This window comes from Aliihoeflea sp. 2WW (genome assembly GCF_000497755.1).
GTDB lineage: Bacteria > Pseudomonadota > Alphaproteobacteria > Rhizobiales > Rhizobiaceae > Aliihoeflea.
This window is the reverse complement of the sequence record NZ_AYOD01000010.1, coordinates 16352-36631: the sequence shown is the minus strand read 5'-3', so window position 1 is coordinate 36631 and position 20280 is coordinate 16352. Positions and strand designations below refer to the sequence as shown.

16 protein-coding genes, 1 tRNA gene and 2 pseudogenes are annotated in these 20280 nt (G+C 67.0%); 3 read left to right on the top strand and 16 right to left on the bottom strand.

Annotated elements, in window-relative coordinates:
• Position 1: 1 nt before the first annotated feature.
• From ALII_RS0106475 to ALII_RS21855, 11 genes and pseudogenes are all read right to left on the bottom strand, one after another.
• Positions 2 to 418: a hypothetical protein gene (locus ALII_RS0106475; protein ID WP_024586510.1), complete on the bottom strand. Its 417-nt coding sequence runs from the start codon at positions 416 to 418 to the stop codon at positions 2 to 4.
• A gap of 163 nt (positions 419 to 581) precedes the next feature.
• On the bottom strand, positions 582 to 1523 hold the full coding sequence (locus ALII_RS0106470; RefSeq protein ID WP_024586509.1) for a DUF2493 domain-containing protein: 942 nt from the start codon (positions 1521 to 1523) through the stop codon (positions 582 to 584).
• A 320-nt stretch (positions 1524 to 1843) separates the two neighbouring features.
• The gene (locus tag ALII_RS0106465; RefSeq protein ID WP_024586508.1) at positions 1844 to 2884 is read right to left on the bottom strand and encodes a toprim domain-containing protein; all 1041 of its coding nucleotides are present in this window, start codon (positions 2882 to 2884) and stop codon (positions 1844 to 1846) included.
• Complete coding sequence (locus ALII_RS0106460) at positions 2884 to 7239, bottom strand: strawberry notch family protein (protein WP_024586507.1); 4356 nt, start codon at positions 7237 to 7239, stop codon at positions 2884 to 2886. Before ALII_RS0106460 ends, ALII_RS0106465 begins: the two co-directional genes overlap by 1 nt.
• 158 nt (positions 7240 to 7397) lie before the next feature.
• Complete coding sequence (locus ALII_RS0106455) at positions 7398 to 7811, bottom strand: antirestriction protein (protein ID WP_244437348.1); 414 nt, start codon at positions 7809 to 7811, stop codon at positions 7398 to 7400.
• Entirely contained in the window at positions 7804 to 7983 is a 180-nt protein-coding gene (locus ALII_RS23275) for a hypothetical protein (protein WP_348265977.1), read from the bottom strand. Before ALII_RS23275 ends, ALII_RS0106455 begins: the two co-directional genes overlap by 8 nt.
• 301 nt (positions 7984 to 8284) lie before the next feature.
• Complete coding sequence (locus tag ALII_RS21065) at positions 8285 to 8482, bottom strand: hypothetical protein (protein ID WP_035449427.1); 198 nt, start codon at positions 8480 to 8482, stop codon at positions 8285 to 8287.
• Complete coding sequence (locus tag ALII_RS0106440) at positions 8482 to 8742, bottom strand: DUF6117 family protein (protein WP_024586504.1); 261 nt, start codon at positions 8740 to 8742, stop codon at positions 8482 to 8484. The genes ALII_RS21065 and ALII_RS0106440 overlap by 1 nt, the downstream gene beginning before the upstream one ends.
• 92 nt (positions 8743 to 8834) lie before the next feature.
• Positions 8835 to 10997 carry a chromosome partitioning protein ParB gene (locus tag ALII_RS0106435; RefSeq protein ID WP_024586503.1) on the bottom strand — a complete coding sequence of 721 codons (2163 nt, stop codon included), beginning with the start codon at positions 10995 to 10997 and terminating at the stop codon, positions 8835 to 8837.
• A gap of 125 nt (positions 10998 to 11122) precedes the next feature.
• The gene (locus ALII_RS0106430; RefSeq protein WP_024586502.1) at positions 11123 to 11464 is read right to left on the bottom strand and encodes a hypothetical protein; all 342 of its coding nucleotides are present in this window, start codon (positions 11462 to 11464) and stop codon (positions 11123 to 11125) included.
• Positions 11461 to 11772: pseudogene (locus tag ALII_RS21855) on the bottom strand (zincin-like metallopeptidase domain-containing protein); the annotation flags it as partial. The pseudogene ALII_RS21855 and the gene ALII_RS0106430, both read right to left, overlap by 4 nt.
• Positions 11773 to 11856: 84 nt before the next feature.
• Here ALII_RS21855 and ALII_RS0106415 point away from each other — a divergent pair.
• Genes ALII_RS0106415 through ALII_RS0106405 form a run of 3 tightly spaced genes read left to right on the top strand, consistent with a single transcriptional unit; the run spans position 11857 to position 15055 of the window.
• Positions 11857 to 13131 carry a site-specific integrase gene (locus ALII_RS0106415; protein ID WP_244437346.1) on the top strand — a complete coding sequence of 425 codons (1275 nt, stop codon included), beginning with the start codon at positions 11857 to 11859 and terminating at the stop codon, positions 13129 to 13131.
• Entirely contained in the window at positions 13128 to 14069 is a 942-nt protein-coding gene (locus ALII_RS0106410) for a tyrosine-type recombinase/integrase (RefSeq protein ID WP_024586499.1), read from the top strand. Before ALII_RS0106415 ends, ALII_RS0106410 begins: the two co-directional genes overlap by 4 nt.
• Entirely contained in the window at positions 14066 to 15055 is a 990-nt protein-coding gene (locus ALII_RS0106405; protein ID WP_024586498.1) for a tyrosine-type recombinase/integrase, read from the top strand. The genes ALII_RS0106410 and ALII_RS0106405 overlap by 4 nt, the downstream gene beginning before the upstream one ends.
• Positions 15056 to 15137: 82 nt before the next feature.
• Here ALII_RS0106405 and ALII_RS21850 read toward each other — a convergent pair.
• The 5 genes and pseudogenes from ALII_RS21850 to ALII_RS0106380 all read right to left on the bottom strand — a co-directional run.
• Positions 15138 to 15791 (bottom strand): annotated as a pseudogene (locus tag ALII_RS21850) (ArdC-like ssDNA-binding domain-containing protein); the annotation flags it as partial.
• A gap of 340 nt (positions 15792 to 16131) precedes the next feature.
• Positions 16132 to 16208: transfer RNA gene (locus tag ALII_RS0106395), tRNA-Arg, on the bottom strand.
• A gap of 144 nt (positions 16209 to 16352) precedes the next feature.
• Positions 16353 to 17840 (bottom strand): HAMP domain-containing sensor histidine kinase, encoded by a 1488-nt coding sequence (locus tag ALII_RS0106390; protein ID WP_024586496.1) that lies wholly within the window; start codon positions 17838 to 17840, stop codon positions 16353 to 16355.
• A 17-nt stretch (positions 17841 to 17857) separates the two neighbouring features.
• Positions 17858 to 19285 carry an FAD-dependent oxidoreductase gene (locus tag ALII_RS0106385; RefSeq protein ID WP_024586495.1) on the bottom strand — a complete coding sequence of 476 codons (1428 nt, stop codon included), beginning with the start codon at positions 19283 to 19285 and terminating at the stop codon, positions 17858 to 17860.
• Positions 19286 to 19296: 11 nt separating this feature from the next.
• Complete coding sequence (locus tag ALII_RS0106380; protein WP_029660270.1) at positions 19297 to 20046, bottom strand: TVP38/TMEM64 family protein; 750 nt, start codon at positions 20044 to 20046, stop codon at positions 19297 to 19299.
• Positions 20047 to 20280: the final 234 nt, after the last annotated feature.

Below are 20280 nucleotides of genomic sequence, written 5' to 3'. Positions count from 1 at the left end.
TTCAGCGTGGCGAGAAGGCGGCGGCGTGGGAGCTGATGTTCATCAGCGCGGCGATGCCGACGAACAGGCCGCCGGCGCCGCAAAGAAGATTGAGCGCGACGGTCGACTCGATGACGTTGTGCGCCACGCCATGCACGACCGCATAGCCTGCCAGGGCGGCGGGCGCGGCGAAGAGCGCAAGGACAGGAAGACGCAGGAGGGGAGCGCGCACGAAGGCGAGGATGGCGGCGGCGACCACGACGGAAAGGCCGGCCGCGCCGAGCGCGGCTATGAGCGACATGGCCACACTCGCATCGCTGGCATAGACGTAGCGGAACGCGGCAAGCCCGACCATGAAGGGCAGCGCGTAGATCGCGAAGTTGAAGGCGATCACGCAGAGCGCGATCGACAGCGAGACGGCGAGCAGAATCAGGGTCATGGAAGCCTCCGGATGATCGGTTCAAAGATCACGACAGGCTGTCCGAAGATGCGCTCCGCCTGCGACTTTGCTTCTGTGCCGGTGCTACGAGGATGCACGGATTTGACTCCTTTTGCTGGCGATCGTCAAGCGAAGGCGGCCGAAGCCGCCTTCCGGACGGCGCCTAAGCGCCGCCCCGGTCGCGGAAATCGTAGACGTGGATGCCGAGCTTGCGGGCTTTGTCGGCAAGGTTGCCCTGGATGCCGCCGCCGGGAAAGACGATGACGCCGATCGGAAGCGTTTCCAGCACCGCGTCGTTGCGCTTGAAGGGCGCCTGCTTCGCCGGATACTTCGTGAACTCGGGCGGGAACGGGACAACCGGCACCTTGCGGCTGGCGGCCCACTTGTCGGCGATCAGGTCGGTGCCGGTCCTGGCCCCGCCATGCAGGAGGACCATCTGCGGATACTTGGCGTGAGCCTTGTCGAGCACGCTCCAGATGAGGTTGTGGTCGTTGAAGGTGTTGGCGCCGGAGACCGCGATCCTCGGCCCGGCCGGGATCAGCACCTCGGCGTCCACCCTGCGGCGGGCGGCGATGAAGTCGCGGCTGTCGACCAGCGCCGAGGTCAGGTTGCGGTGGTTGACCATCGAGCCGGAGCGCGGCCGCCAGCCTGAGCCGGTGTGGCGCTCGTAGTGCTCGGCGGCCTGGTCGCGCATCAGCTCGAAGGCGTCGCGCCGCTCGATCATGGTCTGGCCCTCGGCCGTGAGGCGCTCCAGCTCGACCGCCTTGATCTCTGTGCCGTCCTGCTCCCGCTGGAGCCGGCGCTGTGCCTGCTCGTTGTCGTCCAGGGTGCGCTCGATCCGCTGGACGGCGCGGTGGAAGAGATTGACGGTCGACCAGAGCAGGTCGTCGAGATCGGGTTCGAGGCGGGTGTCGCCAAGCGTCGCGATCATGGCGTCGAAGATGTCTGCGACGGCTCCGGCCACCGCGCCGCCCTCGGGCAGCGGCCTCGGATCGGGCTCGTCCTGGAAGGGGCGCCAGCCATAGAGCTGGAGTTCGGTGATGAGGCGGTCGGTCGGTGATGAGGCGTGGTGCGGCTCGTAGCCGTCGTCGTGTTCGCTTCTCATCTGCGTGGTCTCCTTCGTCGGTCTGACCGCGACCCTCGCGGCCTTCACGGCGTCGGAAGCCCACGGGCGGTCCGGACCGGCAGTCCTCGTCCGCGAGGGCCTTGATGGCCAAGGCCGGCGATTTTGCTTCGCGATGCAAAGGCGGGGCCTGCCCCGCCGGCGGAAAATCGTCGGCCGCCGCCATTGCCTGTCCGGGCCGTTTGTGGGCTCGATCGCCCTCTCGGAAGGCCGGGGCGCGGTCAGACCGACGATCGCGGAAGCCACGCGGAAGCGAACCGGGGGACGGCGGCCGTGACGTCCGCCGCATCCCCGATCCGCCTCTACGCCGCCAGCGCCATGAAGCGGCAGGCGTCCTGCGGGGCGAGTTGGGGCCGGATCAGCTCCAGAAGGGCTTCGGGGCCGTGATGGCGCAGATCCTCGTTGAAGTCTTCCAGACGCGGCGACAGCACCAGCACCTCGATCCCGGCGCTCGCCGCCCGCTCGACCAGTCTGTCGCGAGTGCCGTCGCCGGCCGGATCGCGGTCGCGCAGGACGTAGAGCCGCCGCAGCGTCGCCGGGAACAGGATGGCCGCGAGATGGGCGGCCGAGGTCGCCGCCAGCATCGGCATGCCTGGCAGGACCATGCGGGGCGACAGCACCGTCTCGATGCCTTCGCCGGCCGCCAGCACGTCGTCCGCGGCACCGAAGCGGATGCCGTGCCCGAGCAGGTCGCCCATCGCCCGTCTCGGCGTGTCGACCTCGGCCTTCCCCGAACCGCCCGGCGCGAGCCAGGTTCGATGCGCCCCGGTCAGCCGGTCATCGAGATCGGTGACGGCGGCGATCAATGCCGGCAAGGCCCTCCTCGGGCTGTGCTCGTCCGGCCGGTAATAGCAGCGCGGATGGAAGCGCAGGGAGGAAAGGCCGGAAATGTCCGTGATGCCGCGGCCGCGCAAATAGGTCTGCGCGAGCGTGCCGCGGATCGGCCGCGAAATGCCGAACAGCCGCCGCGCCGCTTCGGGCGAGCCCGATGGGAGGGCGCCGGGCTTGCGATCGCGTGCCGCGTCCTCCGGTTCGGGATGCGGCTGGTTGAGGAAACGGCGCGCTTCGTCCGCCACGTCCTTGAAGTCGACGAGGCCGAGCGCCTCGCGGACTATATCGAGCATGTCGCCATGCTCGCCGGTCGCGGCGTCGGTCCAATGGCCGGGCGGACCCTTGGGCGAAGCGCGCAGCCGGACGAACATGGATCGGCCGGGAGCGTTGCGGGCGTCCCCGACCAGCCAGTAATTGCCCTGCCGGTGGCCGTTGGACAGATAATGACGGCACGCCGCCTTGGCATGGAGACCGAGGCGACGGGCAAGTTCCGAAGCGTCGAGACGGGGCATTATGCGGCCTCCCGTTCGCTGATGCGCTCGACCGACCATCGGTCGAGCAGCTTCGCCAGCACCGCGACCCCGCTCGCGTTCGTGGGAACGAACATGCGCAGTTTCCACGAGATGATCTCGTGGAACAAGCCGTAGGCCGTTAGCCGCTCGCGCATCGTGTCGGTGAAGCCGGACAGCTCGATGCGGTGGGCGCCCATGACGCGGACGCGGCGAAGCTGGAGCCCGTCGTCGAGGTCGATGATGGTTTTTCCCTCCATCAGCGCCGTGTGCGCTTCCTCGGCCGACAGCGAGAGCGAGCCGGTCGTCACCGCGTTCGCGGCCCAGGCGGGCGAGACCCCGCGACCGATGACGCGCTCTCCGTCATCGGTCTGGACCCGGTAGACGCGCGAGGACTCGTGCGGCAGGCGCTTCCAGATCGGCAGCAGCAGGCCGGTGACGATGTGGATGGTGGCGTCCGAGAACTCCGGCACCTCGGCGATCTCGGCTTCCCAGGCCGAGGCGAAGGCGTCGCGGCCCGCCTCGACCCAATGGCTTCCGACCATCGCACCGTACGGGATGGTGTGCGCCTCCATCGGCCGGATCAGGCGGACGCGATATTGGACATCGCCATCGTCGGTCATCACGGATGGCGCATGGACCTGCACCGCGGCGCGACCGGAGCGCTCGTTGACCAGCAGCTTGGCGCGCCGGTCAAGGAGATGGTCGAGCGCCGCATCGAGCGTGACCGGCCGGTTGCGCCTGCGCTCGGAGATGGCGAGAAGCCGGGTCTCGGCGCCGGTGCCGGGGTGGGTGTAGATCGTCTCCCGCCCGGTCACGGTGAAGCTCTCCGCGCGCAGCGTCTCCAGGCCGGCATCGTAGCTGCCCGACGCTATCGCGCCTTCGATCCGCGCGTTTAGCAATCCCTCGAAGGCGGTGAAGATGATGCCCTGCATCTCGATGGTGAGCGCCAGCAGCCGGTTGAGGAACGTGGTGATCGGCGGCAGCTCGTCCTTGATGCCGGTCGAGTCCATCAACTTCAGGCCGGTCGACGCCTCGAACCTTTCCAGCGAGCAGCCCTCGACCTTGCCGCGCACGATGAGCATGTAAAGCTGACGCAGCGCGTCGCGGGCATAGTGCGATTCCAGATTGTCCTCGGGCCGGAACAGGCCCTGACCGCCTGTCTGCCTCTGGCCGCGCGTGATTGCCCCAAGCGTGTCGAGCCGGCGGGCTATCGTGCTCAGGAACCGCTTCTCGGCCTTGACGTTGGTGACGATCGGCCGGAAGAGCGGCGGCTGCGCCTGGTTGGTGCGATGCGTGCGGCCAAGGCCCTGGATGGCGGCGTCGGCCTTCCAGCCGGGTTCGAGGAGGTAGTGGACACGCAGCCGCGTGTTCCTCGCCGACAGTTCGGCGTGATAGCTGCGGCCCGTCCCGCCGGCATCGGAGAACACCAGCACACGCTTCTGGTCGTCCATGAAGGCGGCGGTCTCGGCAAGGTTGGCCGAGCCGGCACGAGTCTCGACGACAAGGCGGTCAAAGCCGCCGGTGCTGGCCTTGCGGACGATGCGACGCGACCGGCCGGTGACTTCCGCCACCATGTCGGTGCCGAAGCGCTGCACGATCTGGTCGAGCGCGCCGGGAACCGGCGGCAGGCTCGCCAGCTTCGCGATCAGGGCATCGCGGCGGGCGACCGCCTCGCGGCTCTCGACCGGCTGGCCGTCGCGCGTAACCGGCCGCGACGACAGCCTGCCCTCCGAGGCGGTGAACGGCTCGTAGAGCTGCACCGGGAAGGAGTGACGGAGATAGTCCAGGACGTACTCGCGAGGTGTAATGTCAACGCGGACGTCGTTCCATTCCTCGGTCGGCAGTTCCGCCAGCCTGCGCTCCATCAGCGCCTCGCCGGTCGAGACGATCTGCACCACGGCGGCATGGCCCGCCTCCAGATCGCGCTCGATCGAGCGCAGCAGGGTGGGCGTCTTCATGCTGGTGAGCAGATGGCCGAAGAAGCGCTGCTTGGCGCTCTCGAAGGCCGAGCGCGCGGCGGACTTCGCCTGCTTGTTCAGCGTGCCGGAGCCGCCTTCGCCCCCGCCGGTGATATTGGCGGCCTGCATGGCGGCGTCGAGATTGTTGTGGATGATGGCGAACGCGCCGGCATAGGCGTCGTAGATGCGGGTCTGCTCGGGCGTCAGCTCATGCTCGACCAGCTCGTATTCCACGCCGTGGAAGGAGAGCGAGCGGGCGGTGTAGAGGCCGAGCGCGCGTAGGTCGCGGGCGAGCACTTCCATCGCCGCGACCCCGCCGGCCTCGATCGCCTCGACGAACTCGGCCCTGGTGCCGAATGGGAAATCCTCGCCGCCCCAGAGGCCGAGCCTTTGGGCATAGGCCAGGTTGTGAACGGTGGTAGCGCCGGTGGCCAAGACATAGACGACGCGGGCATCGGCAAGCGCATGCTGGAGACGAAGCCCGGCGCGGCCCTGCTGCGAGGGCGCGGCGTCGCCGCGCTCGCCCTTGCCGCCGACAGCGTTCTGAAGCGCGTGGCATTCGTCGAAGATGACGACGCCATCCCAGTCGGCGCCGAGCCAGTCGACGATCTGCTGGACGCGGGACGCCTTCTCGCCGCGCTCGTCGGTCCGCAAGGTGGCGTAGGTCGTGAACAGGATGCCTTCGGGCAGCGTGATCGGCTTGCCCTGCGGAAATCGCGACTGCGGCGTAATCAGCAGGCGCTCCATGCCGAGCGCCGACCAATCCCGCTGCGCGTCCTCCAGCAGCTTGTCCGACTTCGAGATCCAGAGCGCCTTGCGGCGGCCTCTCATCCAGTTGTCGAGGATGATGCTCGCGGATTCGCGGCCCTTGCCGACGCCGGTGCCGTCGCCGATCATGAAGCCGCGCCGGAAGCGGACGGAACCGCTCGCGTCGTCGGCAGCGGCGCTCACGACATCGAAGGTCTCGTCCACGCTCCACGCGCCGGCGAGATAGTCGGAATGGGCCTCGCCGGCATAGATCAGGGTTTCGAGCTGGGCGTCCGACAGGAGGTCGCGGATGTTGGCCGGCAGGCGCGGCCGGTAGCTCGGCTTGGGCGGCGCGACGGAGGCCATCGCCGCCGACTGCACCAGCTTCGTGGGATGCGGCTGCGCGCCGGGAATACGGATCGACTGGAGCGCGTATTCTTCATAGATGGCGTCGGTGATGCGGCCGGTCCCGGCGTCCTGCCGGTCGACGGTCTCGTATTCGAAATCGACGCCCTCCGGCTCGGCCAGCGCCTTTCTGGGCGCGGCCTTCGCAGCCCGAGCGAGATAGCCGCGCACGGTGCGAGGCGCGGGCGTGGCCGCGACCGGGACCGCGACGGCGGGATCGACCGGCAGGCGGGCCGGCACATGCTCGGCCACCCAGCCCATCAGCGTCGCGGCGTCGGGCGCGAGACCGGGCGACGCGGGGAAGACGGCCGGATCGTCGGCCGGCTGCTTGTCGATGACGGTCAGCCGCGTCGGAAAGGTCGTGCCGTGCTTCGCATAGACCGAGCCGTCGATCGCGGCCGAGAACACGACGCGGCCGCGCTCCTGCAGACGGGCATAGGCGGAAGCCCATTCGGGCGCGTCCGGCGCGAAGTTCGCGCCGGTGATCGTCACGAGCCGGCCGCCGGGGGCCAGACGCGCCAGCGCCGAGGCGACATGGCGGAACGCCGCGTCGGCCATGCGCGTCTCGACATTGGCCATGACGGAGAATGGCGGGTTCATCAGCACGACGGTCGGCACGGCCGCGAGATCGAGGTGGTCGTCGATCTGGGCCGCGTCGAAGCGCGTGACGGAGAGGGCCGGAAAGAGGGAGGAGAGCAGGCCAGCGCGGGTCTCGGCCAGCTCGTTGAGGACGAGCGTGCCGCCGGCGATCTCGGCCAGGATGGCGAGCAGGCCGGTGCCGGCCGAAGGCTCCAGCACGCGGTCGGCCAGCGTGATGGCCGCCGCGGTCGCCGCGACCAGGCCGAGCGGGATCGGCGTCGAGAACTGCTGGAATGACTGCGCCTCCTCGGAACGGCGCGTGTGGGTCGGCATCAGCGCGGCGACCCTCGCCAGCAGCGGCAGGCTCGCCGCCGGGGAGCCGCCCTTGCGGAGCAGCGCCTTGCCGAACCGGCGCAGGAACAGAACCGTGGCCGCCTCGCAGGATTCGTAGGCGGTCTTCCAGTTCCAGGCGCCTGCCGCGTCGGAGCCGCCGAAGGCGGTTTCCATCGCGTGGCGCAGGGCTGGAGCGTCGATGCGCTGGCCGCGTTCCAGATGGGGAAGGAGGAGCTGCGCGGCCGCGAGGATGGCGACGGCGGTGTCGGGCTCGCAGGCGTGCGGGATCGGCGCGGCCGCGTTGGCGGCCACGGTAGCGGGCATCATGTTCATCGGGGAACCTCGGGAGAGCGGGAACGGGACAAGCCGCGCAGCGCTCTCTCTCGACCGCACCGGCTCGAACCCGTCCCGGCCTTCCTCTCGCTCTCAGGCCGCAGGCATGACCGACATAGAGACAGGCGCCTCGCAAAAAGGCGGGACGCCTGCAATATTCAGTCGAGCACCTGGGAAATCTCCGATGCCTCCGGATGGCGGAGCGAATAGATCCGAAGCCGGTAGTAGCGCTGCGCCAGCAGCTCGGATTCGTATCGGACGGAAAGATGCGAGAGCGTGAGAAGCGTTGCCAGGATTCCGGCGGCATCTGCCGAGACCTCGCCGCGAAATCCAGTGATCTCGCCTTCGATCCGAAGACGTGGTTTCGAGGTCGGCGCGAGAAAGAGCGGCGTTCCACGGTATTCGTAGAAGGCCCAGAAGCCGCCGCCATAGTCCTGCGGGCTGAGCCGCTCCATGAAGCTGTAGACCGTGCTCTCCGCGATGATGAGGAGCGGCATGCCGAACAGAGCCGGCAGGAAGCCTTCGCGACGATCGTCAGGAACCAGGGACGCGGTGCGGACGATCTCAGGCATCGCGGTCGCTCCCATCGGGATCGCGGGCACCGGCCATGATCGCTTCCGCCTTGGCGATCGCCGAGACGGCGCGTCGCCGCCAGAGCGCGAGTTCGGGCGCCGCCGGATCGGCGGCGGCGAACATCTTGAGAAGGCCGAGCAGCACCTCGAAATGCTGCGCCTTCCTGCGCATGGTTTCGCCATATTGCGAGGGGACCGGAAGGCTGCGCGCCGCATGGGGCGCGCCGCTTCCTTCCCAGATGCCGCTGACGAAGGTTTCGCCGGGGGGTGTCGTGGGAAATCTTGCGGATCGACCAGTCGTCGTCTTCCACCGCCAGCCGGCACGCCTTGTCGACGGTATCGGCCTCGTAGGGGCGAAGACGGTAGACCGGCACGTCATGCGCGGTCTCGATTGTGAAGGTGGGCATGATAGCCTCCTGAAACGAAAAATGCCCGGCGCGAGGCCGGGCGGGTTGGGAGATGGGCGAAGGGCGTCAGTGGCGGGTTCGCATGAAGTCGCGCTGGATCTCCGCGTGGCGGCGAAGCATCGCGCAGTAGAACATCCTGCGAATGAGCCGCCGGCACGGATCGGCGCGGACTTCGGGCGGCAGGTATTTCGCCGTCGCCCGGACCACGGCCCGGTCGGTATCGAGCGGGGTGACGCCGAGATAGGGATAGTGCGACTGCAACATCACCGGCCTCCGTCATCGTGAGGCAGGAAGCCGGACGGATCGTCCGGGTTCGGCGGAAGGTAGGCGTCGTAGGGGTTGCCATCGGCCAGATGGCCGAACGGGGTGAAGACGTAATCGCCGCCGTCGCGGCCGACCGCGCAGATGACGTAGCGCAGGTCGCCGGTCGCGGCGTCCTGGCATTCCATCAGCGCGAGGCTGCCGTCGCCTGCCGCTCTCAGCAGCGTGTTGAAGTTGGTGCGTGCATGGTCGGGAATCGCCATCGTGGTTCTCCTGAAACAAAAACGGCCCGGCGCATGGCCGGGTCGCGAGTGAAGGGTTGGAAGGAGACGGAGCGGCCGGAGCCGCTCCGCGACTATTCGGCGGCGACCAGATGCTCGGGATCGCCGCCCTCGGCGCCGGCCGCCACGTCGTCCTCGTCGTCTACGAGGAACGCCGGCAGCGCCTCGGTCTCGCCCTCCGTGCCGGCGTCAAGCTCCGGCTCGGCGTCGAGCGGACGCAGCGGCTCTGGCAGCCAGCCGGTGTCGGCCAGAAGCCGTGCGGCTTCTTCGGCCATGTCGCCCTTCTTCAGATGGGCGATCAGGTCGGCGGCTCGGTCGCCTGCGCCCTCGCGGACGGCTTCGAGGATGCGGGTCTTGGGAACCCGGCCGAGATAGTTGTCGACCGTGGGCCGGAAGCCCGCCTCGATCATGTCGAGGCCGGTGGTGCGGGCGAGCCGATCGGCCTCGGCCATGCGAAGGTCGAGACCGTGCTGCGAGATGCCGGTGGCGCTGATCGGGTTCGGCCGCTCGTAGAGCGCGTTGACGCCGAAGCTGACGCAATGGGCGAGCAGCGCCAGGCGGCTGGCCTCGTCGAGCGCGGCTAGCCAGTCCCAGAGCGCGTCGTCGTCGGACGGAAGGTCCGCCTTCCAGCCGTCGTGCCGCTCCATGACCGACTGCGCATAGGGGCTGTCCTTTAGGTCCGGACCCTGCTCGCGGAAATAGACCTCACGGACGGAAGCCCCGACCGCGGCGCCGGTGGTGGAGCGCCCGAACGTGTCGCGCACCAGCTTGTGCAGCAGCGCCGTGAGCGCGACATGCGGGTTGGCGCCCACAGCGTCGCGAAGGGCGAGCGTGCGATGTGCCGTCAGCTCCGCCACCAGCCTTTCCGACAGGGGACGGATGACGTCTTCCTCGTCCTCCTCCGGCTCGGCCGGCTCGCCGCCGATGGTGATGACGGTCCGCATGACGCGCGGCTCCTGCACCGCGTCGCCATCCGCGTCCGCGCCTTCGGCCTCCGGCGCTTCACCGTCGACGGTGGCGGCCGGCTCGTCCTCGGGCCGGACATAGCCGCGTTCGACGACAAGATCGCCATCGGAGTCGACCGAGATGAAGACGCCGGCGATGGCGATCTCGGCCGGATCGTAGATGGCCGGGCGGTTCTCGAAGGCGTCCAGGGCCTCCTCGATCTCGCTGAGCCGATGGTGGGTTTCGTCCGGCAGTTCGTCGCAGCCGTCATGCTCGGCCATCAGGGCGTCGTACTCGTCGCGCAGCGCCTCGCGCTGCTTGCGCTCCTTCCGCGTGAGTTCGGGCGAGGTGCCGGCGAGCACGCGAAGGCCCCGCTCGTGGCCGAGCGGGAGGTCGAGGCTGACGGTAATCCACTTCCAGCCCTCGGCGGCAACCTCGTCGGCGACGGTCCTGAGCTTGTCGGCAACCAGCCTGTCGAGCAGAGGAACGTCGTCCAGCCAGCCGCTATCCTCCTCGTCGAACAGGTAGCGGGGCAGCACCGGGCCGCCGGCCGCGACATAGGCGTCGAGGCCGACGAACATGGCGCGCTTGTCGGACGCGGGAACGCTGGTCTCGGTGAGCATCTGGCGGACGTGCCAGGGCTCGCGGTAGTGCGACTGCCGCACCGCATCCCAGACCTGCTCCTGACGGCCGTGATCGGGATTGGCGGTGAAGGTCTCCAGCAGCGCCAGCGTCATGCCGTTCTCGGCATAGACCTCCAGCAGCTTCGGCGAGACCTTGGCGAGCGCGAGGCGCTGCGCGACATAGCGCTCGGTGGTGAAGTAGGCGGTCGCGACCTCCGCCTCGGACATGCCGCCGCCGACCATGCGCTTGAAGGCGCGGAACTGGTCGAGCGGATGCAGTGCCAGCCGCAGCATGTTCTCGGCCAGCGAGTCGTCCACGGCCGAGGTCTTGGCGTCGGCCTTCTTGACGATGCAGGGAACAAGGCCGTCCTCGGGGAAACGCCCCGCCTTCACCAGCCGGGCGATCGACCTGTAGCGGCGGCCGCCCGCCGGGGTCTCGAAATCCCCAGTCTCGTTGCCGTCCGCATCGAGGATGGCGCGGACATTGAGGCCCTGCACGAGATCCTCGCGGCGGTCGATGTCGAAGGTGAGTTCGTCCAGGCCGGCCTCGACGTCGACCTCGCGGACATTGCTGTCCGACAGCCTGATGCGGTTGAACGGAATATCGCGCGCCCGCGAGAAGACAATCATCGGGACGGCGGCGGACTTCTTCCTGGCAGCTCTTGCCATCGTGGTTTCTCCACGACGGGCGCGGAGAGCCTCTCTCTCCGCTTCCAACCCGTCACGGAAAACCCGGCCCCTCTCTTCCTCTCGGCTGCGCCGGCACAAGCCAGCGCAGCCATCGGCCGGAACGGTCACAACGCGAACTGCCGGGGCCGTTCGTCGTTGATGCGGTATTTGCAGCGAAGCGCTAGAATTGCGCCGTTCTGCCGCTCGACCTTGCGGCGAAGCCGCTCAAGCTCGGCCTGCGCGGCATCGGTCATGCGATCGAGGATGCGCCGGTATTCGGCCTCGTCGGCGCCGGTCCAGCGGCTCATCCGGCGGTGATACCAGCGCGACTTCGGGCGCCGCCGGATGGTCTTGGCTTCCGCGCCGTCGCAAAGCCGGCGCTCGACAAGGGCGAGGTGGTGCCGGGTTTCCGCGAGGCTCGCCTCCATCCGGGCGAGCGCCGTGCGCGATTGGGCATAGGTCATCATGCCGCTCTCCTGTCGATCGAGGAGACGGTCTCTACGGCGGGCTGCTCGTCGGGCGGCAGGAAGGAGAGCAGCCAGTCCGCCGCCTTGCTGGCGTGCGAGGCGGCGCGGACGATGGCGCGGTTGTCCTCGCGCAGCACCTCCAGCCAGGAGCCGATGTAATCGGCATGGCGCACGGTCGGCACGATGCCGAGCGAGGCGCAGCAGAACGCCGCGTTCATCTCGGCCACCAGCTCCTCGAAGGCGTATTTCTTCGAGCCGAAGGAGCCGCCGAGATCGCGGTCGAGGCGCGAGCGATGGCCGCTGGCGTGGAAGTTATGCCGATATCGGCATAATGTCCATAATGCCGTAACCCGGATTATGCCGCATTGTGTCGAGACAGCGCGATTGGCAGCATGATCGTGCTGAGCGTATTCGGCATAATCTTCGTCACTCCAACAACGTGGAGTACGAAGAACATGCCTATCAATCTGCAAACCTGCGTCGAGCCGTACGTGGAGTCGTTCACCGCAAGTCTTGCCGTCGCCGACTACAAGGCGCCCACCATCAAGAACTACCGGTCGATCATCCGGAAGCTCGGCAAGGTGATGGATTCGGAAGGGGTCACGCCTTGCGCACTGACGCTCGACCAGGCCGAACGGCTGGGCCGGATGGTATCGCGAAAGCATGGGCAGACCGTCCAACCGTACAATCTCGCACGGCGGTTCGCCCACCATCTGATCGATATCGGTGTGGCGCGGCCGGCGCCGCTGACCGATGCACAGATCGCGCGCGCAGCATTGCTGGCGAACTTTGAGACCTATCTTGTCAAGCAGCGGGGCTTGAGCGAGCGGACGATCTACCACACGCTGCGCTTCGCCAACCGGTTCCTCGACTATCGCTTCGGCGAGCAGATGATCGATCCGGCTTGCCTGCGTCCCGCAGATGCAATCGGGTTCATCGAACACGTGCTGGCAGGCGCACGCCGCGACAAGACGATTGCGACCCATGTTCGCATCTTCCTGCAATATCTGTTCGGATGCGGAGCCACGCCGACCAACCTATCGCTGAGCCTGCCGAGAACAGCGAAGTCCTGGGCCGCGCGGCTGCCGCGCCATCTGTCGCCCGAGGGCGTCGAGGCGGTGCTGGCGAGCGTGCGCGACAATCCACGGCACGGCGCGCGGGACTACGCGATGCTGCTGCTCATGGCCCGGCTCGGACTGCGAGCGGTCGAGGTGATGGCGATCCAACTCGACGATATCGACTGGCGCGCGGGCGAACTCACCGTGCGCGGCAAGGGTAAGCTGCACGACCGGCTGCCGATCACGGTGGAGGTCGGTGATGCGCTGAGCCACTATCTTCGTGAGGAACGAGGGCCGACGACCTGCCGTACGATGTTCGTCACCCATCGAGCGCCGCATCGGCCCTTCAAGGACAGCCAGATTGTCAACGACATCCTCAAGGAGGCCCTGAAGGCAACGGGCCAGAAGCCGGTGACGCCCTATGTGGGATCGCACCTGCTGCGTCATAGCCTGGCGACCCAGTTGGTGAACACGGGCGCTTCGCTCGAAGAGGTCGGTGACGTGTTGCGGCACCGCTCGCGCACATCGACGATGATATACGCGCGGATCGACATCGATGGGTTGCGGTCGATCGCGCAACCCTGGCCGGTGGCGGGAGGCGTGCAATGAGCCTCGCCATCGAACTCAACCGCTATCTGAGCGTCCGGCGCAGCCTCGGCTACGATCTTGGCACCGCCGCACGCATCCTTCGCCGCTTCACCCGCTTCGCCGATTGTGAAGAGGCCGTTCATATAGATACCGCGCTGTTCCTGCGCTGGCACGCCACGCTGGCCGAGGCCTGCCCCTCCACCCGAGGGGCGAGGCTCACTGCCGTGCGCCTGTTCGCACAGTGGTTGAGCAGCTTCGATCCTGCGCATGAAGTACCCCCGCAAGGCCTGCTGCCAAGTACGGTCGCGCGGTCGCGACCTCACATATTTAGCGATGCCGAGATTGCAGCGATCATCGCGGCGGCCACGGTGTTGCCGTCCGTCTATGGCCTGCGCGGGTTGACCTGCTCGACATTGTTCGGGCTGATCGCGGTGACTGGCCTGCGGATCAGCGAGGCGTTGGCAATCGACCGCGCCGATCTCGACACCGTCGCCGACGTGCTGCGCGTGCGGCAAGGCAAGCTCGGCAAAGAGAGGTTGCTGCCGCTCGATCCAAGCGTCGTCAGGCACTTGGTCGACTATCTTGCCGAACGCGACCGGCTGGTCGGCCATCCGGCCACGCCGCTGTTCGTCACCGACAAGGCCACACGCCTCACCGATTGCTCCGCCCGCTACAACTTCGCGCGGGCCTGCCAGCAGATCGGGCTGCGAACCCATCAACCATACTGCAAGCATGGCCGGGGCCCGCGCATCCACGATCTTCGCCACAGCTTTGCGGTGAAGACGATGCTCGGCTGGTACCGCTCCGGCAAAGACCCGGCGCGCGAGATGATCCGGCTGACGACCTATCTGGGCCACACCAGTCCCTCCAACACATACTGGTATCTGGAAGCGGTCCCCGAACTGCTCGATCTGGCGATGGCGCGAGCGAGCGATGATGGCAGGGAGGCGATCCAATGAGCGCTTTTGCCTTGCCTGCGCTGATCCAGCGCTTCTTCACCGACCGGCTGTGCGTCCAGATGGAAGCGAGCCGCCATACGGTCGCCGGCTATCGCGACACGTTCCGCCTGTTGTTGCGGTATGCGAGTGCCCGGCACGGCAAGCCGCCGGTCAAGCTAACGATCGAGGATATCGATGCTGATCTCGTCGGCGACTTCCTCGTCCACACCGAAACCGCACGAGGTAACAGCGCACGGAGCCGCAATACCCGGCTGGCCGCGATCCGATCGTTCTTCCGCTACGTCGCCATGAGCGATCCAACCTGGCTGCTGCATTGCCAGCGCATCCTCGCCATGCCCAATAAGCGCTATGTGCGCCGTGCGGTGACGTTCCTCGACGGCGAAGAGATAGCTGCGTTGCTGGCGGCGCCCGACCGCACGACATGGACCGGAGGGCGTGACCATGCGCTGCTCCTGCTCGCGGTGCAGACGGGTCTGCGGGCTTCCGAACTGGTCGGCCTCCGGTGCGGCGATGTGGTGCTCGGAACCGGCGCCCATATCCGCTGCGTGGGTAAGGGGCGGAAAGAACGTGCCACCCCGCTTCGCCGCGAGACGGCCAAGCTCCTGGCGAAATGGATCGGCGACAACGAAGAGAACAGACCGCTCTTCCCCTCGCTCCGGGGCGAACCATTGAGCCGCGACGCTCTTGAACACCTCGTCCGCAAGCACAGCCTGACGGCTGCGCGCGCGTGCCCGAGCATCGGCACCAAGCGGATCACGCCGCATACGCTGCGCCACAGCACTGCAATGGACCTGCTCCACAACGGCGTTGACCAAACGGTAATCGCACTCTGGCTCGGTCACGAGAACGTCGAGACCACCCAGATCTACATCCATGCCGACATGAGGTTGAAGGAGAAAGCACTCGCCCGCGTGGCCGCCCCAGCCACGCCGTCGAGCCGCTTCCGGCCCGATGATCAGCTCCTCGCGTTCCTGGAAGGGCTCTGATTATGCCGAACTGCCGCGTGGCCGATGCCTGACCGACCAGTCTCCAGCGGACGCCATGCGGCATAATCCGGGTTACGGCATTATGCCCCAGCTCGTGCAGGGCGGTCCGGTGCCAGTCGATCGGCTCGAAATAGGCCTGTGGCGGCGGCACCTGAACATAATCGTGCGCTGGAACATAGAAGGCCTGGTTCCCACCGATGCGAAAGTCGATTCCGGTCGCCCGGATCAGCGCCTCGACCCTTGGCTCGATCATGTGGGGCGGCGGTGGCGGCGCCTCGATAGCAACATCCTCAGGCAAGCCCTCGCATTGCGCGGCGTTGAACACGGTGAAGCGCTTGAGGAACGGGATCGCGTGCGGTTCCTCGCTGGCCTCCCTCGCGCGCTCCCTCTCGTCGTCGGGGATGAATCGGTCGGCATAGACGATGACGGTGCCGTGCTCTCCCTTCCGGACCTTGCCGCCGAGCGACTTGGCCTGGAGATAGGTGAGCCAGCTCTGTCCGGCATAGCCGTGCTCGATGACGGCGCCCCAGAGGATGAGGATGTTGATGCCGGAATATTGGCGGCCGGTAGCCGCGTTCCTCGGCATCGCCAGCGGCGCCTTCGCCTCGGGCGTGCCCCAGGGCTGGACCCAGGGGACGCGGCCGGCCTCGAGCTCGGCGATGATCTTGTCGGTGATGTCGTCATAAAGGCTCGTCCGGTCGTTGCCGGTCCGGGCGCTGCGGTCATATCTGGCCATCGGGATTTCTCCGCGACGGGCCTCGGGAGCCTCTCTCCCGATCCCAGCCCGTCACGGCAAACCCGGCCTGCCTCTCACTCTAAGGGGGCGTTGCGGGGTCTCCCCGCAGAAGGGGGTGCGCCGGCAACGTAGTGCCGGCCAGGGGGAAGGCTTTCCCCCAAAAACCATTATCGAAACCGAGCCAAAGCGATCAGAAACGTGGATTCATGCGCCGCTGGCGCTGTTGCTCCGCGCCTTTCCGAAAGAAAAACCCCAGACTAAACCCCAGACTAAAGTGGATTTTTATGTTGGGGAGATGCGGCGGAGAAGCCAGAAAATAACGTATTTTCAGAGAGTTAAATGGCGCGCCCGAAAGGATTCGAACCTCTGACCCCCAGATTCGTAGTCTGGTGCTCTATCCAGCTGAGCTACGGGCGCGCAGCGATCGAAAAGATCGCGGGGCCGGCGAACCGGCACCTGAAGTGGCCGTTACCTAGCCACTGACCGGGCGAAAAGCAAGCGGCCTTTGGAGAAAAAAGCGCAGCGTGAGGATTCCCCATGGGCAGCCGCGAAGCCATCGGCTCAGGCCGGGCGGCGGATCGACTTGCGGGCTTCGTCGAGCGCGATGGGTTGGTCGGGGATGCAGATCTCGAAGATGGTGCGCCCACCGCGTGTCTCGACGAGTTCCAGCGTTCCCGCATGGGCGCGGACGAGTTCGTGTGCGATCGCCAGCCCGAGGCCGGTGCCACCGCTTCGCGCCGCACCGCGGAAGGCGGCGAAGAGATTTTCGCGTGCCCGCTTGGGCAGGCCGGGGCCGGTATCCTCGATCGTGATCTTCGAGACCGTTCCTTCCCGCATCGCGCCGATGGTCAGCCGCTTGACGACGGCGCTTTCCGTATCCGTCTGCATCGCCTGGACGGCATTGCGCGCCAGATTGGCGAGAACGCGGAAGAGGTGATCGGCGTCCGCCTCGACCTCGAGCCCCGGATCGACCGCATTCACGAACTCGATATCGCCCTCGGGCGCGAGGCCGAGGATTTCGCCGACATCGTCGACCATCTGGGCAAGGCGCAACCGGCGCCGCGACGGGGGCGCTTCCTGCGTGCGGCCATAGGCGAGAACGCCTTCGGAATAGGATACCGCGCGATCGAGCGTGCGCACGAGCTTCGGCACGAAGGACTGGACGGTCGCATTGTCGATCAGGCGCAGCCGATCCGACATCAATTGTGCGGCCGCCAGCATGTTGCGCATGTCGTGGTTGATCTTGGAGACGGCCAGGCCCAGCTCCGCCAGATGCCTCTGCTCGCCCAAAGTGCGCTGCAATTCTCCCTGCATGCTCGCCAGTTCGTGCTGGGCAATGCCGATCTCGTCGGTCCGGCGGTCGGGCCGGATGACACGGGCCGGGTCGTCCGGCACGGCGGAAAAGGCGAGCATCGAGTGCGTCATCCGGCGGATCGGGCGGATCATCATGCGGTTGATGGCCCAGAAGACGAGGCCGGCCGTAATCACTGAAATGATCAGCGAAAGGATCGCCACGTTGCGGGCATAGACCATCATGGCCGAGCGAAGGTCGGCGTCGGGAATGATAAGCTCGAATTCCTTCGTGCTGTCGCCGACGGGACCGAAGACCCGCAGCATCCGGTCGCCGCCCCAAAGCGCGGTCGACAGCGCATCGCGCACCGCCGCAATCGGCGACGTCGCTTCGATCGCAATATGCTCGTCGATCGCCGGCGGCATTTCCGCTGCGACGAGGAGTTGGGACATGCCTTCGTCGCGCACGGCGACGGCCTTCGCGCCGAGCGAGGCGAGGACGTCGTCCTGCGTCGCCCGCGAGAGACTCGACGCGTCTTCGTCGACGAGCACGGTGGCGACGGCGGCGGCCGTGCTCAGCCGTTCTTCGAGCCAGCGCAGACGGAAATTGGCGATGGAGGGAATGAAGATCAGCACTTCGGCGATGAGCACGAAGAGCATGGTCAGCACGAGGAGCTTGGTCGAAAGGCCACGGCCCAGCGCGACGCTTGCGCGCCTGTCGAGCGCCACCGCCTTGCCCTCTGTCTCGCGGTCCCTCACGGCGTCTCCTGCCACCCCTATCCGAAGACCCGAAGAAGGCGAATGATTCGCCTGATGACGGGTTTGCGGGCCATATCCGTAAAATAGGACATGGCAGCGCGTTTGCCAATTTCCCCCATGGTGGGGTAGGGCGAGATGAAGCTGGTCAGATCCCGCACGCGCATCTTTTTCGACAGGGCCAGCGACCAGAAATTGCCCATCTCGGACGCGCCCTTGGCAAGGATCGAAACACCGATAACGCGTCCGCGTCGGTCTGCGACGAGCTTGATCAGCCCGGTCGTCTCGCGCTCCGCCTGCGCGCGGTCATTGTCGTGGACCGGCCAGGTAAGCACCCGCACTTCGCCATGCGCCTTTCGTGCCTCTGCCTCGGTCAGCCCGACCTGCACGAGTTCGGGGTCGAGAAAGGTGATGCGCGGCAGCGACGCGTAGTCCGCTTTTGCCGGAAGACGAAACAGCAGCGCGCGGATCGCGATGCCGGCATGGTAGTTGGCGACATGAGTGAACTGCGGCCCACCCGCCACGTCGCCGATCGCATAGATCCGCCGGTTGGAACTGCGCAGGCCCGCATCGACGGCGATGCCCTTCTTGTCGTGTCGGACCTTCGCGGCGTCGAGCGCGAGGGCGGCCAGGTTCGGCGAGCGGCCCGCGGCAACGAGCAGATGCGAACCCTCGACGATGCGCTCGCCACCATCCTTGGATCTGGCGACGAGGCGCAAGCCGTCATCCGTCCGCTCGATACGAACGACCGAATGTCGCTCGAGAAGCGCGATCCCTTCCTCGCGAAGAGCATCGAGTGCGATGGCTGCCAGATCGGGATCTTCGCGCGACAGGAAACCGGCTGCTTCGACGACCGTGACGCGTGATCCGAGCCGGCGGTGCGCCTGCGCGAGTTCGAGCCCGATCGGCCCGCCGCCGACGATGACGAGATGGTCGGGCCTCTGCTCGAGATCGAAGATCGTCTCGTTCGTCAGCGCCTCCACGGTCTCGATGCCGGGGATTGGCGGGATGACGGGCGACGAGCCGGTTGCGATGACGAAGCGCCGCGCCGAAATCCGATGACCGCCAGCTTCGAGGGTCCGCTCATCGACGAAGCGCCCCTCGGCCTCGATCACCTTGACGCCGAGGCTCTCGAAGCGTTCGACGGAATCGTTGGGCGCGATGGCATCGATCACCGATCGTACATGGGCGTGAACGGCGCTGAAATCGATCGCCGGGTCGACCTCTTCGATACCGAAGATCGAGGCCGTGCGCATGGCGTGCGCCCGTTTTCCCGCTGCGATTATCGCCTTGGACGGTACGCAGCCATAGTTGAGGCAGTCGCCGCCCATCTTGCCGCGTTCGACCAGCACGACATCGACGCCGAAGGCGGCCGCCGCGGCGGCGACCGACAGCCCGCCCGATCCGGCCCCGATGACGCAGATGTCCGGCGTGAGATGCTCGTGCATGAATGATCCGATCAGTCGGCGGCAGGCGCCTTGGATGCGGTCCTGCGCGTCCAGTAGGCCTTGACGAGCATGGCCGAAATCGCCAGCAGGGCAAGCCCCACGAGCGCCAGCGTGATCTGCGTCGTCACGATGTCGCCAAGCGTCGGCGTCCGGCCGGCGGCTTTGGCGGCCGTCAGGACGCTGTCGACGCCGGCTCCCAGATAGGCGAGCACGAACGTGCCGGGCAGGATGCCCAGGAAGGTCGTGGCGACATAGGTGCCAAGGCTGACCTTGAAGAGGGCCGGTGCCACGTTGACGACGAAGAAGGGCAGGACCGGCGTCATGCGCAGAACGAGCAGATAGCCGAACGCGTTGTCCTCAAAGCCTTTCGACAAGGCTTCCGCGCGTCCCTTGACGCGGCTGCGTAGCGCATCGCCGAGCGCGGAGCGGGCTGCCAGGAAGATCAGCGTCGCGCCGATCGTCGCCGAAACGGCGACCACGATGCCGGCGAGCGCCCAGCCGAAGAGAAAGCCTCCGAAGACGGTGAGGGCGCCTGCGGCGGGAAAGGCGAACGCCGTCGCCACCATGTAGAGAAGACCGAACAGAAATGGCGCGAGGATGCCGTAGGAGGACGCATAGGCCTGCAACTGGTCCTTGCGCGCGGCGAGTTCGCCAAGGCTCAGATATTCGTGCCAGCCGAGCGCATAACCAATTGCCAGTCCGCCGACGAGGATGGCGAGCGGCACGAAACGCCAGATCGATTTCGATCGGCCTGCTGTCATGGCGCCGTCCTTTGTCCGCTCGCGCGAAGTCGCGGCCGCAACGCGAAGGGTCGGTCGCGACAGATTGGTCATGGCTTTGGCATTGGCGAGGTTGGCTGGCAAGGGATGCTCCCGGTGCGGAGATGCGTCGTGCCGATACACATGGCGCGCATTCCGTCCGCCCACAATCCCGCACGCCTGGTCTCAAGCGGTGTTGACGAGCGGCCCTGCGCGCTTCACTCCGACGTGACCGAC